Source organism: Streptomyces sp. NPDC127197 (assembly GCF_042672405.1).
Lineage (GTDB): Bacteria > Actinomycetota > Actinomycetes > Streptomycetales > Streptomycetaceae > Streptomyces > Streptomyces flavusporus.
The window spans coordinates 1-14,701 of record NZ_JBHXVG010000039.1; the positions used below are offsets into that span (position 1 = coordinate 1).

14 protein-coding genes and 2 pseudogenes are annotated in these 14,701 nt (G+C 68.0%); 6 read left to right on the forward strand and 10 right to left on the reverse strand.

The genetic code is table 11. The features are described from left to right. Positions 1-768: 768 nt before the first annotated feature. Complete coding sequence (locus tag ACFVJQ_RS37065) at positions 769-1,830, forward strand: hypothetical protein (RefSeq protein ID WP_385515016.1); 1,062 nt, start codon at positions 769-771, stop codon at positions 1,828-1,830. Here the strand turns inward: ACFVJQ_RS37065 and ACFVJQ_RS37070 are convergent. The 6 genes and pseudogenes from ACFVJQ_RS37070 to ACFVJQ_RS37095 all read right to left on the reverse strand — a co-directional run bounded on the left by ACFVJQ_RS37070 (position 1,827) and on the right by ACFVJQ_RS37095 (position 6,525). Beyond that, positions 1,827-2,837: an IS481 family transposase gene (locus ACFVJQ_RS37070; RefSeq protein ID WP_385515017.1), complete on the reverse strand. Its 1,011-nt coding sequence runs from the start codon at positions 2,835-2,837 to the stop codon at positions 1,827-1,829. The genes ACFVJQ_RS37065 and ACFVJQ_RS37070 overlap by 4 nt on opposite strands. Then, positions 2,834-4,012, reverse strand: coding sequence for a Cmx/CmrA family chloramphenicol efflux MFS transporter (locus tag ACFVJQ_RS37075; protein WP_385515018.1), 1,179 nt, complete (start codon positions 4,010-4,012; stop codon positions 2,834-2,836). Before ACFVJQ_RS37075 ends, ACFVJQ_RS37070 begins: the two co-directional genes overlap by 4 nt. A 495-nt stretch (positions 4,013-4,507) precedes the next feature. Further along, a complete protein-coding gene (locus tag ACFVJQ_RS37080) occupies positions 4,508-4,855 on the reverse strand; it encodes a transposase (protein WP_385790085.1) in 348 nt (115 codons plus the stop codon). 82 nt (positions 4,856-4,937) lie between these two features. Next, a pseudogene (locus ACFVJQ_RS37085) lies at positions 4,938-5,045 on the reverse strand (transposase); the annotation flags it as partial. A 90-nt stretch (positions 5,046-5,135) separates the two neighbouring features. Further along, entirely contained in the window at positions 5,136-5,459 is a 324-nt protein-coding gene (locus ACFVJQ_RS37090; protein ID WP_385515020.1) for a hypothetical protein, read from the reverse strand. A gap of 52 nt (positions 5,460-5,511) precedes the next feature. Further along, positions 5,512-6,525 (reverse strand): LacI family DNA-binding transcriptional regulator, encoded by a 1,014-nt coding sequence (locus ACFVJQ_RS37095; RefSeq protein WP_385515021.1) that lies wholly within the window; start codon positions 6,523-6,525, stop codon positions 5,512-5,514. Positions 6,526-6,828: 303 nt separating this feature from the next. Between ACFVJQ_RS37095 and ACFVJQ_RS37100 the strand changes: the two genes are divergently transcribed. The 4 genes from ACFVJQ_RS37100 (at position 6,829) to ACFVJQ_RS37115 (ending at position 11,695) form a co-directional block, all read left to right on the forward strand. Continuing rightward, a complete protein-coding gene (locus ACFVJQ_RS37100) occupies positions 6,829-8,139 on the forward strand; it encodes an ABC transporter substrate-binding protein (RefSeq protein ID WP_385515022.1) in 1,311 nt (436 codons plus the stop codon). A gap of 92 nt (positions 8,140-8,231) precedes the next feature. Next, positions 8,232-9,230: a carbohydrate ABC transporter permease gene (locus ACFVJQ_RS37105; protein WP_385515023.1), complete on the forward strand. Its 999-nt coding sequence runs from the start codon at positions 8,232-8,234 to the stop codon at positions 9,228-9,230. Positions 9,231-9,242: 12 nt separating this feature from the next. Beyond that, positions 9,243-10,163, forward strand: coding sequence for a carbohydrate ABC transporter permease (locus ACFVJQ_RS37110; protein ID WP_385515024.1), 921 nt, complete (start codon positions 9,243-9,245; stop codon positions 10,161-10,163). Between the two features lie 92 nt (positions 10,164-10,255). Beyond that, entirely contained in the window at positions 10,256-11,695 is a 1,440-nt protein-coding gene (locus ACFVJQ_RS37115; protein WP_385790089.1) for a GH1 family beta-glucosidase, read from the forward strand. A gap of 331 nt (positions 11,696-12,026) precedes the next feature. Here ACFVJQ_RS37115 and ACFVJQ_RS37120 read toward each other — a convergent pair whose 3' ends face one another. After that, positions 12,027-12,245: a DUF6207 family protein gene (locus ACFVJQ_RS37120; RefSeq protein WP_385515026.1), complete on the reverse strand. Its 219-nt coding sequence runs from the start codon at positions 12,243-12,245 to the stop codon at positions 12,027-12,029. A gap of 439 nt (positions 12,246-12,684) precedes the next feature. Then, entirely contained in the window at positions 12,685-13,344 is a 660-nt protein-coding gene (locus ACFVJQ_RS37125) for a LysE family translocator (RefSeq protein WP_385790091.1), read from the reverse strand. Positions 13,345-13,480: 136 nt separating this feature from the next. On the opposite strand from ACFVJQ_RS37125, the pseudogene ACFVJQ_RS37130 reads away from it, so the two are divergent. Continuing rightward, positions 13,481-13,658: pseudogene (locus ACFVJQ_RS37130) on the forward strand (GNAT family N-acetyltransferase); the annotation flags it as partial. 89 nt (positions 13,659-13,747) lie between these two features. Here ACFVJQ_RS37130 and ACFVJQ_RS37135 read toward each other — a convergent pair. Then, the gene (locus ACFVJQ_RS37135) at positions 13,748-14,305 is read right to left on the reverse strand and encodes a hypothetical protein (RefSeq protein ID WP_385790093.1); all 558 of its coding nucleotides are present in this window, start codon (positions 14,303-14,305) and stop codon (positions 13,748-13,750) included. A gap of 170 nt (positions 14,306-14,475) precedes the next feature. Continuing rightward, on the reverse strand, positions 14,476-14,619 hold the full coding sequence (locus ACFVJQ_RS37140; protein ID WP_385790095.1) for a hypothetical protein: 144 nt from the start codon (positions 14,617-14,619) through the stop codon (positions 14,476-14,478). Positions 14,620-14,701 lie beyond the last annotated feature (82 nt).

Here is a 14,701-nt window from a genome sequence, read left to right on the forward strand (position 1 = left end):
GAGCAACGCCCAGCGCCTGCCCGGGAGCGTCAGTGCTCACTCATGCACGTCAGAACACACTCCCGCGCAGTCAAACCCGAGCAGTTCCCAACCCCGCCCCGATGTCACCCGTGATGTGCATACCCGCTGCGCGGTCAGGTACCTTACAAATGGCGGGAATTCAGCCCTCCCGGGGCGCACTGAAGCGCGCGGGGGCCGGACGGTGACGGCCGCGAGGGCGATGCAGTGGCCTGCCGGAGTGAGCAGTGCCGGCCCGGCTGGCGGCTTTCATCCGGCGTCGGCATGCACGGTGGGCCGCTCGGAGGACTGCTGGGCCGTGGATCCGCCGTCGCCCCTGTACTGAAACCCACCGCCCCACGGCTCGCCCACCAGCGCGCCCGGAGTACCTGCGTCGACGCCCGCGAGCAGCCCGGGGGCCCGACTGGGCGAAGACCGCCGTCACTGCGCTGGGGGAGTACGACGCGGACGCTGGTTCGGCCGAGGCATGTCGAGAGGGCGGCGAAGGCGAGCCGCAGCACGAAGCTGCTGAACGGGGTCACTATCTGGTCGGCTGTCACGGAGCCCGTTGCCCGGCCTGCCCGTTCGGTGATCGGCCGCGGCACTGCGAACAGCAGGGCGCTCCGCGAGAAGCAGGCAAAGCCTTGCTGATCCCGGCGCATCCTGACCTGCGCCGTCAGCACTGGCCGGCCGCCGGGAACCACCAACCCGCCAATCACACTCTGTGTGTGAGGGTCGGCCCTGTTGAACTGCGTAAGTATGGGGGTTGTTGTGAGCCAGGTGCTCTATGGCGAGCGGTCGTGGAACCCGCTGGCGCGAACCGTTGAGTTGACCGAGGACGGGCTGCGCAGGGGCGGCAGGGCCACGCCGTTGAACGAGCTGAACCTTGCTGCCATGGCCGAGGCGTACCAGCGTGGGTACTGGCTCGGAGGCGGCGGGGCGGAACGCCCGCTGGAGCGGCTGGTGGACGGGCCCGGGGTCGTGCCGGTGACCCGCGTTACCGGCACCACCAAGCCGGTGAAGGTGCGGCGGGCCGAGGAGTTCGCCCGCATGCTGGGGGAGTTGGCCGTACGGCACTGTGGCGGGCCGCAGCAGGTGGCCGCCCTGGGGGCGAGGGCCCGGGCCGAGGGCGTACCGCTGTGGATCGCGCGCCGGTTCGCGCCGGGGCCCGCAGGGCCGATCGCGGTGGCCGTGGACCGGCATCTGGTGCGGGTGGACGTGTGGGGGCCGCCCGCTCCCGTCGTACGGATCCGGGCGCCGTTCGGCTTCCACCGCGACGCCTCCGATCCGTCCCAGGGGCTGCGGCTGACCGTCGGCGACGTCTCGGCGGAGCTCAGGCTCAAGCGGAAGAAGCGCAAGTCCAAGAGGCGGGTGGAGGTCGGACTGCCCGGGCAGCACTGGGTGTTGCAGCGGGAGAGCGCCAAGACTTCGCGGCTGCTGCGCGACGAACGGCCTGTCGCCCTGCTGACCCGTCCGCGGGGTCGACAGGTGCCCGAGCCGGGCACCGTCCTGCTGCCGCTGACTCCTGTGCAGTACGAGAGCCCCGACCCGCTGGACGCCGTCATGGCACACGCCTTCGCTGTCGCCTTCGGACTCGGGGACACGACGGGAGCGGCACGGTTCCGCGCGGAGCGGCGCCGGTTCAACAGCGGGGAGCCGATCGCCGTCGACGAATGGTGGGACCGTCCCTGGTTCAGCAACCTCGGGATCGGACGGGACGACAACGAACCCGGCGGCTCCGACGGCTGGGGCGCGGACGGCGGCGACGGCGGGGACTCCGGAGGGGGCGACAGCGGAGGGAGTGACGGCGGCGGGGGCGGCGGTGGCGACTAGTTGTTGCTGGCCATGACGTTGGTGACGCTCGTACGGAGGCGTAAGGCTGGAGGACGGTTACCGGCGGCGGTGTGAGGCCGGTGGTAGTTGTAGTGGATGTTCCAGACCGTGATCGCCCTGGCTCGCTCTGCTTCAGAGGTCCAGGTGCGGGCGTAGAGCAGCTCTTCAGCGAGAATGCGCTGGTAGCGCTCGACCTTGCCGTTGTGCCGGGGCGTGTAGGGCTTGGTCCGCTGGTGGCGGGAGGCCCACGAGATCAGGGAGCGCACGAAGACCGCGGCGCGGTAGTTGGCGCCGTTGTCGGTGACCACACGCACGATCCGGTGGATGCCGTGGGCGGCGAAGAACGCGCGGGCGCGGCTGAAGAACGCCACGGTGGTGGCGGCCTTCTCGTCGGGAAGGGGCTCGGTATAGGCCAGGCGGGAGAACCCGTCGACGGCGGGGTGCAGGTAGACGTATCCACCCTTGGCGCCGACGGTCTTCGCGCGCTGGGCGGCCCTGGCCTGCTGGGAGTCGCGGCCGTGGGCCCGCCACCCGCCGCCGTCCGGGATACGTCCGACCTTCTTGACGTCCAGGTGGACCATGTGGCCCGGGTAGCGGGCCACGATGCATCCCGGCGGACGCCGGTTGGCGGACCCCTCGGGATCGAGGAACCGGCGGTGGTTGATGCCCAGGCGAGCCAGCCACCGACCCACGGTGCGTTCGCTGATCACCACGCCCTGGTTCGCGAGTTCGGTCGCGATCCGGCGGGCGGACCATTTGTTGTCCCGCCGCAGCTGCTCAATCCGTTCAACAACATCGGGTGGGGTCTGGGTCGGTGAGGAGTGCGGGACGCTCGAGCGGTCCTGCAGTCCGACCTCGCCGTAGGTGTCGTACCGGTTCTTCCACTTGGACAGGCAGGCGCGGGAGACACCGGCCTCGGCGGCCACGTGGGCGATCGGGCGGCTGCGGCAGCGCTCCACGAGCCTTCGGCGTCCTTCGATATTCCAGGGAGCGTTCGCATGCGTCATTGGAGCACCTCGGTGCTTCGGCCGGCCGCGACCGCAGTGCGGAGGGGGAACGCGATGAGCAGTGTGATCGCGACGAGCAGGCCGCTTGCCCACAGCGGCCCGAGGTTCCCGAGCTCGGTGCTGAGGGTGGTCGCGGCGATGAGGGGGCCGACGGCGGCGCCGACGTTGAGTGCTGCGGTCGCATACGAGCCGGCCATCGTGGGGGCTCCCGCAGCCTCGTAGAGGACCCGCGTGATCAGCGTGCTGCCCAGCGCGAACGACAACGCGCCCTGCACGAACACGAGAGTGAACAGGGCGACCGGCTCGTTGGCCAGCACCGCCAGGGCCGGCCAGCCGATGAGCAGCAGCGGACCACCGACTGCGATGACCAGACCGGGACGCTGGTCGGACAGTCGGCCGGCGACGGTGACGCCGACGAAGGAACCGGCACCGAAGAGCACCAGAACGACAGAGATCCACAACTCGCCCAGCCCAGCAGTGCCGGTCACAACGGGGGCGAGGAAGGTGAAGCTTGCGAACGTTGCCGCGTTCACCAGCGCGCCGAGCAGCATCACAAGGATCAACCGCCGCCTTGTGAGCTGGGCGAGCTCTGCTCGCAAGGTTGGCCCGCCAGTCGTCTCTTCCTTCACACGTCCCGCTGGGATCCCCTTCAGGATGCCGAGAGCAGCGGGCAGGCAGAGAGCGGCTACCGCCCAAAATGTGGCCCGCCAGCCGAGCAACGTGCCGAGTACCGACCCACCAGGGACACCGGCGATCGTGGCCACCGTCGTGCCTGACAGCAGCACGGCCAGCGCACGTCCCTTCTTGTCGGGCGAGACCAGCGTGGCGGCAGCTGTCAGAGCGACGGCAAGGAACCCTGCGTTCGCGAGCGCGGCGACGACCCGGGTAGCGAACAGGACCGGGAAGCTCGTGGTGACGGCGCCCACAGCGTGAGCTGCCGCGAAAGCGAGGATGAACCCGAGAAGGCTGGAGCGCCTGGGCCAGTTGCGGGCAAACGCGGCCACAAGGGGGGCGCCGACGATCATGCCGATCGCGAAGGCCGAGGTGAGAACGCCTGCTGCCGCGACTGTGACGTCGACATCTGAGGCGATGTCCGGCAAGAGGCCGGCGAGCATGAACTCCGAGGTGCCCATGGCGAAGACCGCCATGGCAAGCAGGTACAGCGGGAGAGGCATCGAGTGGCTCCGAGGTGAGGAGAAGCACGAGAAGGTCATCTCGTCACCGCGGCCAGCCCCAAGGGCACACTCGTCCCACCACAGAATGCGGCGCGACGACAGGGCTACGAGCTCAGTGGTTCAGGGGGCTGACGGCGTGACCGAAAGCCCCCACCTTGTCTGACTCAGGACTCGACATGGTCCGCACGCTACCCGCCCGATGCCCGTCGAGGCACCTCGGTTTCACCGGCATTGATCTGTGCCACCAACGTCATGTCCCGCAACAACTAGTACTGCAATCACAGTTGCGGGGTTTGGCCTCGGCGTTTGTATTGGCTGAGACGAGCGCGGGTCTGACTGAGCCCTCTCCACCATGACCAGTGCAGATGGTGTGGTGGGGTGAGGTGTTGTGGGCGGAGGAGCAGTCCGATCAGGCGGCGGATTTCCGCGACGGACAGGGGTATCAGGTGGGTTTGTCTGGGCTTGACTCTGTCGGGGATCTTGGAGGTGTCGAGGTCAGCTGCTGGTGGCCCGCCAGGACTTCAGCCGGGGGATCTTGCGCTGGTCCAGGTAGTTCTGGAAGGCGGTGGGTGGCGGGGGTGGAGGTGTTTCCCCAGCCGGAGGCGGGCCGCTGAGACGTTTGATGTTCACGGCGATGGCGGTCAGGACGTGCTGGAGGTGGACTTTCGGCTGTCCTCGGTAGCGGCAGCGGCGCATGCCGTGGCCGTGGGCGAACTCGTTGACGGTGCCCTCGACTCCGGAGTGGACCGCATAGCGGGCCTGCCACTCGGGTGTCTGCTGTTCGGTGCGGACGTGGAACGTGGGCGGAGGGACAACGGGCACCTCGACGACTGCATCGGCCATTGGAACGGCCCCGAGCATGCCTTCTGATCATGCTGTCGCACCGGGAAACTTCAAGATCCCGACAGAGTCAAGCTAAGGGTGTACAGCGTGCTCGTGATCCGTACCGCTCGGGTACGTCCCGCCAGGCAGCCCCGGCATGGAACTTCCACACGATCCCGTTGAGGGCCGTCCGGTCGTCCAGCCGTTTCCGACTCCATGAACCCCCGCGGAGCATCAGACAGTTCGTGGCGGCGTATCACCCAACCATGATCCACAAATCGAGATCGGTGGACGGGCAGACTCAGGAACGCGCTGGCAACGTCTTTGGCGGCGCTTCGTATCCGGCGAGGCAGAGCCTGAGGCGGCACTGGTCTTCGGCTTCGACGAGTACCTGCTGCCCCCAGTAGGTGGTGCGGCGGTGCGCGACATCGACGAGCCGACGGCGGTCTTCCGGTGTGTACGCCGGGTAACGTACCCAGCCTTGGTCGGCGATCTTGTTGCCCAGTTCACTGAACAACACAGCCCGGTAGCGCTGCTCTTCCTCGTCGGTCAGCAGTGTGGCAGTGCCCTCCGCGGGCAGCAACCGGACGTTGTAAAGGTCTCGAATCACTGTGCGGCTCGCCATCTGCTCAAGGTCCGTTCGCGACAGCTTACCGACCGACGTTTGACTCCAGCCCCTAGGACGACTCGCGCACCACCAGTTCCGTCGGCAGCGTCAACTGCTGCCGGGCTGCGCCGTGCTGTGTGATGTCGGTGAGTATCTGGGCCATCGTGCGGCCCAGTTCCTCCACCGGCTGACGCACCGTCGTCAGTGGCGGGTTGGTGTGGCGGGCAAGGATGGAGTCCTCGAATCCGACGACGGCGACATCGCCGGGTACCTGCCGCTTCTGGCGGTGCAGTTCGGCCAGGGCGCCGACCGCCATGAGGTCGGAGGCGGCGAAGACGGCGTCCAGATCCGGGGCGCGTTCGAGAAGCGAACGCATCGCGCGGCAGCCGCTCTCCTCGGTGAAGTCGCCCACCTCGATCAGGACTTCCCTTGCAGGCACCCCTGCCTCCTGCAAGGCGGTGCGCCAGCCGGCCAGCCGACTGCGGCCGACGTCCATGTCCAGCGGTCCGGTGATCGTGGCGATCCTGGTCCTTCCGCTGTGCAGCAGGTGCCGGACCGCCTCGGCGGCCCCCCCGGCGTTGTCGGAGTCCACGTAGCTCAGCCGCTCGCCTGCGTCGCGGCGGCCGGCCAGCACGGTGGGCAGACCCATCTCCTCCAGCATGCCCGGCAGCCGGTCGTCGGTATGGACGGAGACCAGGAGGACGCCGTCCACACGGCGCGCCGCCACCGACTCGGTCAGTTGGTCCCGCTCGGCCTGGTCGCGGACGAGCATCAGCTGCAGCTGGGTCCGGCTCTTGGCGAGGGCTCCGCTGACCCCTCGGATCAGCGCGGCGAAGAACGGTTCCGAACCGAGTCGGCTCTCCGATTCCGGGATCACCAGGGCCACCGCGTTGGTGCGGTTGGTCACCAGGCCGCGGGCGACCGAGTTGGGAACGTAGTTGAGCTCCTTGATCGCCGCCAGGACCCTGGATCGCGCGTCGGCACTCACCAGATCCGAGCCGTTGACGACGCGGGACACTGTCGTCCGCCCCACACCGGCACGGGCGGCGACCGTTTTGATCGTGGGACGGCGGTTCCCAGCCATGCGCTCCCCTCCTCGGCAGTCCGCGGCGGCACCGGCCGCGGAGGTGACCAGCGACAATTCTTGCAGACACCACCGCGGGCGGAGCACCCGATGGGCCCAGGAAAACGAACGCCGGGCACACGGACCGCCTAGGAGTTGCCTTCAAGTCATTGACAGATCGGTCCGCTGGGGCGAGTCTTCGTTGCGTTGTTGGGAACGTGCCCACCCTGAAGTGGGCACGTTCCCACTACTCATCAGAGCCGCTGTAGTCATCGCAGAAACTCGTCACTCCGATGTGTCAGCGTCGCCGCTAGGAGGAGATCCATGGGAAGTCTCGGTTCGTTGCGCACAAAGGCGGTGGCGGCAGCCGCAGCCGCCGGCGCGCTGTCACTTGTTGTAGGTTGCAGCAGCGGTGACGACTCGGTTACGGGCGGTGGCAAGAAGGACGGCAAGGTCGTCATCACCATGGGCTTGTTCGGCGTCATGGGCATCGAGGAGACGGGCCTCATCGAGCAGTACGAGAAGGAGAACCCAGGCGTCGACGTCCAGGCCGAGATAGCCGGCGACGAACAGACGTACTACACCGCACTGCAGACCCGGCTCGCCGCCGGGAACGGCCTCAAGGACATCCAGGGTATCGAGATCGGCCGGGCCAAGGAGATCGTCGACACCCAAGCGGACAAGTTCGCGGACTTCTCCGACATGGCGGGCACCGACCACTTCCTGCCCTGGAAGGAGTCCCAGATCAGCACCGCGGACGGCAAGGTGCTGGGCCTCGGCACCGACATCGGCCCGATGGCCGTCTGCTATCGCAAGGACTACTTCGAGCAGGCCGGCCTGCCCACCGACCGCGAGGAGGTCGGCAAGCTGTGGGAGGGCGACTGGGAGAAGTACGTCGAGGTCGGCCGCACCTTCAAGAAGGACTTCAAGGGCGACGACGTGGCGTACATGGACTCGTCCAGCGGCCTGTTCAACGCCATGGTCTACGGCTATCCCGAGCAGTACTACAACGAAAAGGGCGAGCTGATCTACGACAAGAACCCGGCCGTGAAGGAGGCCTGGAACCTTGCCGCCGATGCCGCCGAGGACGACCTCACCGCCAAACTCCGCCAGTTCCAGCCTGGCTGGGACCCGGGGCTGGCCAACGGCACGTTCGCGACCGCCGTGTGTCCGGCGTGGATGCTCAGCCACATCAGTGAGAAGGCCGGTGACGCGAACAAGGGCAAGTGGGACGTCGCCAAGGCGCCCAAGGGTGCCAACTGGGGCGGGACCTTCCTCGGCGTGATCGAGAAGAGCCCGGTGAAGGAGGAGGCCAAGAAGCTCGTCGCCTGGCTGACCGCACCGGAGCAGCAGGCCCACATCTTCAAGGAACTGGGCAACATCCCGTCCTCCGAGACGGCGCTGGAGAGTGACGAAGTGAAGAGCGTCGCCTCGGAGTACTTCAGCAACGCACCGATCGGCCAGATCTTCGGTGACGCCGCCCAGGAGATCCCGGACAAGCAGGTCCTCGGCCGCAAGGACGGCACGATCAAGGACACCTTCACCCAGGGCCTGGCGCTGATCGAGCAGGGCAGCGCCTCGCGTGACGAAGCATGGGACACCACCGCGGAGCGCATCGAGAAGGCCGTCGGCTGACCCGTTGAGCCTCCGGTTGCCCTGGGCGCGCCCGCACCCTGCCGGCGCGCCCGGGGCCCGGCTCACACATCCGCACTCAGGAAGGAAGTCCGGTGGCCACCTCCACCACCAAAGCCCTGGCCGACGAGGAGCGTCCAGGCCCGTCTCCCAAGACGGGCGGCGAGGGCACCGGTCGGCGACGGCGCAGCGCGCTGCTGCACCGGCTGGACGTCAAGGGCGCGCCGTACGCGTTCGTCGCGCCGTTCTTCGTCATCTTCGCCGCGTTCAGTTTCTACCCCCTCATCTACACGTCGTGGATCTCCCTGCACCGGGTGGAACTGGCCACCCTCGACGTCATGGAGTGGCTGGCGTTCGACAACTACGTCGAGCTCTGGGGCGACTCAAGGTTCTGGAACGCACTGCAGAACACCTTCACCATCGGCGTCATCTCCACAGTGCCGCAGCTGCTGATGGCGCTCGGCCTGGCGCACCTGCTCAACTACAGGATGCGCGCCTCGCTGTTCTTCCGCGTCGCGTCGCTGGTCCCCTACGCCACCTCGGTAGGCGCCGCTGCCCTCGTGTTCACCATGCTCTTCGAACGCGACTTCGGCATGATCAACTGGGCGCTCGGCCTGGTCGGCATCGACCCGGTGAACTGGGAGGCCGACAAGTGGCCCGCCCAGATCGCAATCTCCACCATCGTGATCTGGCGCTGGACCGGCTACAACGCGCTGCTCTACCTGGCCGCCATGCAGGCCATCCCGGCCGAGCGGTACGAGGCGGCCTCCATCGACGGCGCCTCGCGGTGGAAGCAGTTCACCCATGTCACCGTTCCCGGGATCCGCTCCACCATCGTCTTCACCATCGTGCTCTCCACGATCGGCGCCACCCAGCTGTTCGGTGAGCCGCTGATCTTCGGCCAGGGACCCAACGGTGTCACCGGCGGCGCGGACAACCAGTACCAGACGCTGGGCCTGCTGCTCTACGAAGAGGGCTGGAGGAATTACCAGATGGGCCGCGCAGCGACCGTCGCCTGGGCGATGTTCCTGCTCCTCATCCTCGTCTTCGTGGTGCAGCGGCTGATCACCCGCCTGCGCAACCGTACGTCCTGACCAGGAGTCGCCATGACCACCAACAGCCTCCCGGTCCGGACGGACACCCAGGTCCGGACCTCCGCCGAGAAGACGGGCCGCGGTGGCCGCCGGCTGCTGCGCCAGCGCGCCGGCCGTCAGCACCATGTGGGCCCGCTCGGCTACATCCTGCTCGCCGTGATGGCGATTCTGTCGATCTTCCCGCTGTACTGGACGATGGTGGCGGCCTCCACCGACAACACCCGGGTCAGCCAGACGCCTCCGCCGTTCCTGCCCGGCCCGAACCTGTTCAGCAACCTCGCCCGGGCCTGGGACGAGGCGGCGATGGGGAAGGCCATGATCAACAGCCTGATCGTGGCCGGGGTGATCGCTCTGTCCACGGTCTTGTTCGCCACCCTGGCGGGCTTCGCCTTCGCCAAGCTGCGGTTCAAGGGCCGCAACGCTCTGCTCATGCTGGTGATCGGCACCATGATGGTGCCGCCGCAGCTCGGCGTCGTCCCGCTGTTCATGATGATGTCCGAGCTCGGCTGGTCCCAGCAGTTGCCCGCCGTCATCTTCCCCACGCTGGTGAGCGCGGTTGGGGTCTTCTTCATGCGGCAGTACCTTTCGGAGGCACTGCCGGACGAGCTCGTCGAGGCCGGACGCGTGGACGGCGCACACTCGCTGCGGATCTTCTGGAGCATCGTGCTGCCCGTCGCGCGACCCGCGATGGCAGTCTTGTTCATGATCACGTTCGTGCATGCGTGGAACGACTTCTTCTGGCCGTTCGTGGTGCTCGACATGACCAACCCGACGGTCCCCGTCGCGCTCACCCAGCTCAGCGCGGGCTATGTCCGCGACCAGTCGCTGATCATGGCAGGCGCGCTGCTCGGCACGCTCCCGCTGCTGGCGATGTTCATCGTCTTCGGCCGTCAGATCGTCAGCGGCATCATGGCGGGCGCCGTCAAGGGCTGACCCGCCGCCCCGGCCCGGCGCGAAGCCGCCGGGCCTCCCCATACCTGTGTCTTTCGCGCGCCCGCGAACCACCCCACCTTGAGAGGACTTACGTGGTCACCGCCGCACAACAGACCGAGTCCGGCCCGGACGCAGCCCGCACCTTCCCCAAGGACTTCCTCTGGGGCTCGGCGACAGCTTCTTACCAGATCGAGGGGGCAGCCGCCGAAGACGGCCGTACGCCGTCCATCTGGGACACCTACGCCCGCACCCCGGGCCGGGTCCGCAACGGCGACACCGGCGACATCGCCACCGACCACTATCACCGCTGGCGCGAGGATGTCGCCCTCATGGCCGACCTCGGCCTGGGCGCCTACCGCTTCTCCCTCGCCTGGCCCCGGATCCAGCCCACCGGCCGCGGCCCCGCCGTGCAGAAGGGCCTGGACTTCTACCGTCGTCTCGTCGATGAGCTGCTGGAAAAGGGCATCAAGCCCGTCGCCACGCTCTACCACTGGGACCTGCCGCAGGAGCTGGAGGACGCGGGAGGCTGGCCCGAGCGGGTTACGGCCGAGCGGTTCGCCGAGTACGCGGCCCTCGCCGCGGACGCCCTCGGTGACCGGGTGAAGACCTGGACCACCCTCAACGAGCCCTGGTGCAGCGCCTTCCTCGGTTATGGTTCCGGCGTCCACGCTCCCGGCCGCACCGACCCGGTCGCCGCGCTGCGTGCCGCCCACCACCTCAACTTGGGCCATGGCCTTGCCGTTCAGGCACTGCGTGACCGCCTTTCCGCCGACGCCCAGTGCTCGGTCACGCTCAACATCCACCATGTCCGCCCGCTCACCGGCGGCGACGCCGACGCTGATGCGGTCAGGCGGATCGACGCGCTCGCCAACCGGGTCTTCACCGGCCCGATGCTGCAGGGCGCGTACCCGGAGGACCTGCTCAAGGACACCGCCGCGCTGACCGACTGGTCCTTCGTACGCGACGGCGACCTGCAGCAGATCCACCAGCCACTGGACTTCCTCGGCGTCAACTACTACACGCCCACCCTTGTCTCAGAGGCCGACGGCAGCGGTACCCACAACTCGGACGGACACGGCAAGAGCGCCCACAGCCCTTGGCCGGGAGCAGACCAGGTCGCCTTCCACCAGCCGCCCGGCGACACCACCGCCATGGGCTGGGCCATCGACCCCACCGGCCTGTACGACCTGCTGCGCCGACTGGCGTCCGACTTCCCGACGCTGCCGCTGGTCATCACGGAGAACGGCGCGGCGTTCGACGACTACGCCGACCCCTCCGGGTGCGTCAAGGACCCCGAGCGGATTGCCTACCTGCGCGGCCACTTGGCCGCGGTCCATCAGGCCGTCGCGGACGGCGCGGATGTACGCGGCTACTTCCTGTGGTCGCTGCTGGACAACTTCGAGTGGGGCCACGGCTACGGCAAGCGCTTCGGTGCCGTCTACGTGGACTACCCGACGGGCACCCGCATCCCCAAGGCCAGCGCCCGCTGGTACTCCGAGGTGGCCCGCACCGGCATCCTGCCCGGCGCCTGACAGGCCCCGGTGCGGCACCCCCGGTCGCCGCCCCGCACGGTGCCGTCACCGTTGAGCCTGCCCCCATGTCCCCGTTTCCCGGGCGGGGGACAGGCTCGTCTCCCCGCTCCCAGGTCCGCCACTCGGGGCAGCGGTCACCTCCATGCGTTCGGGGTGTCCATGACCGCGAGGGTGCCGACCGACCGCACCACAGCGGTTGATCGGGCAGGCCCGCACGATGAGACACCGCAGGTCAGCGGCCCGCACCTCGTACACCAGGCCCACAATCCATGCGCGTTGGGACATGACCGTCGCGGCCCAGCCGTGAGGGGGGGGCTCGCGCCCCGCAGCGCTATGAGCCAGGCTCCCGGCGCAGGTCCGGGTAGCCGTGCAGCCGTACGCCGGGCTCGCCGGGTTCCCGGGTCGTGCGGTTCCGCCGGCATGGCCGCCCATCGCCCGGCGAGCAGTTCCTGGACTGCGAATGCGATCTGGTCGTCGCAGCTGCGACCTCGACCACGGCCAGACCTGACTGCGTCACGTGCATCTTGTTGATCGACCTCAGGCGGGGCACTACTAGGACTCCGTTAGGTCTGTCTCGATCTTGGGGTCGTGTGTCCTGCTGGGCAGGGGCTGTTGGCAGGTGGTGCAGGTGCAGGTCCAGCAGCTCAGGACGTCCTGGAGGGTGTCGAGGACTTGGTAGACACCGAGAACCGGTTCGGGTCAAATTCCTCAAGCGCCAAGGCTACGGCCGAGCCAACTTCGACCTCCTCCGACGCCGCATCCTCTTCACACCGTGAACAGTCACGCTCGGCGATCCCGAAATGTTGATCAGAGCCGAACAAACTGGCCGTGACATTCCGGGCTGCCTTCCAAGTGACCGACCGACTCGCGGGGGTCGGTGCGGACTGTGTGCGGACTGCTCGGAGGGGAGGGACGAGCGCTCCCCAAGCCCGTGTTCGGCGGATCGGGCTTGACGTGTCGCCGAGTCTCCAGGCGGCGGGCTCCGCCGCTCAAGACTCGGTGGCCAGGCGCACCCCCAACCCGACCAGGACCGCCCCGCAGACCTGTTCCATGCGGCGCCGAACGGACTGCCGCTGAAGCACTCCTCCCACCCGCCCGGCCAGCCAGATCAGCGGTAGATACCAGATCAGGTCGACGAGGGCCCAGATCACCGAGAAGGCGAGCAGCGTCAGAAAGACAGGGGCTCCATCCGGAACGAACTGCGGCAGGAAAGAGACGGCGAACACGCCGGCCTTGGGATTGGCGAAGTTGGTGACCAGGCCCTGCCAGTACGCCCGCCGAAGCGACAGCGTGGCCGCTTCCGCCGTTTTCTCATCCGGCCGAGCGGCTCGCCGCGCCTGCCACAAGGCACGCGCTCCCATCCACACCAGCACCGCCGCGCCGGCCATCCGGATGATGTCATAGGCGACCTGCGAGGCCAGCAGCAGGGCCGAGAGACCGACGGCCGAGGCGAGGCCCCACAGCAGCACCCCGCACTCGTTACCCAGGACCGTGGCCATGCCGGTTCTCCGGCCGTTCACCACCGCCCGGCGCAGGATCACGACCGTGCTCGGCCCTGGAACCATGGCGATCAGGAAGGCCGCACCGACGAACGCAACGACGGAAGTCATCATCGACGCAGCATCGCCAAGCTTGTTGATGCCCCACAAGACCTTTTCTCGGCTCAGCCGTGGACGGCTTCCACAGGCCACCCTTCAAGGCGACGCTGAGAGATCGGGTCCACGCCGCGGGAAGGGCGCGGAATTGGATGGACACGGCTCGGCACGGTGACCGTTGTTCTCCGGCATGATCCGGGCTGCCACCGTGAGCGATGTTGCTGAGATCCGCGCGATGGTCCGCGAACTCGCCGAGTACGAACGGGCCGTTGAGCAGGCCCGAGCGACCGAGGAGCAGCTCCGTGAGGCGCTTGTTCGGCGGCCGTCCCGCCGCCTTCGCGCTGATCGCCGAGGACGACGGGACGGGCTCTTCTGCTGAGCGCGGTGCGGTGGCTCGCAGCCTGAGTGGGCTGCGAGCCACCGCGGGGGAGGGGACTTTGACCGGGGCTTGTGCGGTTCAGGCCAGGCGGTTGCGGAAGACCTGGTTGAGGTAGTCACCGACCGGTGAGAGCACCAGGTAATGGTCGTTACCGCTGGGTACGCTGGAGGGGGTGACAGCGAGGGATGTGTCGTTGTAGGGGCGCACGGTGAAGCCCCGTTCGATCCCGGTGTCGGTGGCGTACAGATGCCACCACTGCTGCTTATTGGCGGCCGAGCACGTCTTGGTGGAAATCACCTTGCGGCTCTCCACGCTCGCGGGTTGCAGACAGATGTCGTTGCCGCCCGCGTTCTTGATCAGGAACGTGGTAGTGCTGCCGTCGACCGCCTGGTAGACCCACTTCTCGGTGTCGTAGATGACGCCGTTGTGGTCCTCCCAGATGTCCACGTACGTCGTCGGCCCCTTGGCGAATCCGTCGGGGGTGATGTGCTCCCCGGTCTGCACGTGATCAATGAAGACTTCCTGACCGGTCGGGACGGGGACCTGCGGGGCCGCACTGGCCGAGGTGGGGTACAGCGCCGCGAGACCAGCGAACACGGCGGCGGCGAAAGCCCGAAGAACGGTTGCCTTGGACATGGATGCGTCTCCTTCTTGGCGTGGGAACGGTGGGTCGGCTCCGGGGCACTGGCCCGGGCTGGCGGCGGGAGGGCTATGGAGGCGGACAAGCCGCCTTCGCCCCGGCGGCCAGCTCCGCGCGTCCCGGGGGGATGTGGGGCGCCCGCCCGGTTTCAGAGGTCAGCCTGTCGTCAGCCGATGCTGAACTGGCCGGTGAAAGCAGCTTCCTTCACGCCGCCCATGGGTGCTTCGATGGTGCACTTGCCCGCGCCGCCGAACAGGGCGGTGGTGAGTTCGCCGCTGAAGCCTTGGCCGACGAAGCGGCCGGAGCGCACGTGGCCGGTGATGGTGGCCGTATTGAAAAGGCGGAGGCTGTGGCAAGCGGGTGGGTTTGGGATTTCAGCTTTCGCTCCTTAT

Excerpts from the sequence above, each read along its gene's own strand:
- ACFVJQ_RS37070 (WP_385515017.1), bottom strand. The coding sequence starts at position 2,837 with ATGACGCATGCGAACGCTCCCTGGAATATCGAAGGACGCCGAAGGCTC.
- ACFVJQ_RS37075 (WP_385515018.1), bottom strand. The coding sequence starts at position 4,012 with ATGCCTCTCCCGCTGTACCTGCTTGCCATGGCGGTCTTCGCCATGGGC.
- ACFVJQ_RS37080 (WP_385790085.1), bottom strand. The coding sequence starts at position 4,855 with ATGGCCGATGCAGTCGTCGAGGTGCCCGTTGTCCCTCCGCCCACGTTC.
- ACFVJQ_RS37090 (WP_385515020.1), bottom strand. The coding sequence starts at position 5,459 with ATGGCGAGCCGCACAGTGATTCGAGACCTTTACAACGTCCGGTTGCTG.
- ACFVJQ_RS37095 (WP_385515021.1), bottom strand. The coding sequence starts at position 6,525 with ATGGCTGGGAACCGCCGTCCCACGATCAAAACGGTCGCCGCCCGTGCC.
- ACFVJQ_RS37100 (WP_385515022.1), top strand. The coding sequence starts at position 6,829 with ATGGGAAGTCTCGGTTCGTTGCGCACAAAGGCGGTGGCGGCAGCCGCA.
- ACFVJQ_RS37110 (WP_385515024.1), top strand. The coding sequence starts at position 9,243 with ATGACCACCAACAGCCTCCCGGTCCGGACGGACACCCAGGTCCGGACC.
- ACFVJQ_RS37135 (WP_385790093.1), bottom strand. The coding sequence starts at position 14,305 with ATGTCCAAGGCAACCGTTCTTCGGGCTTTCGCCGCCGCCGTGTTCGCT.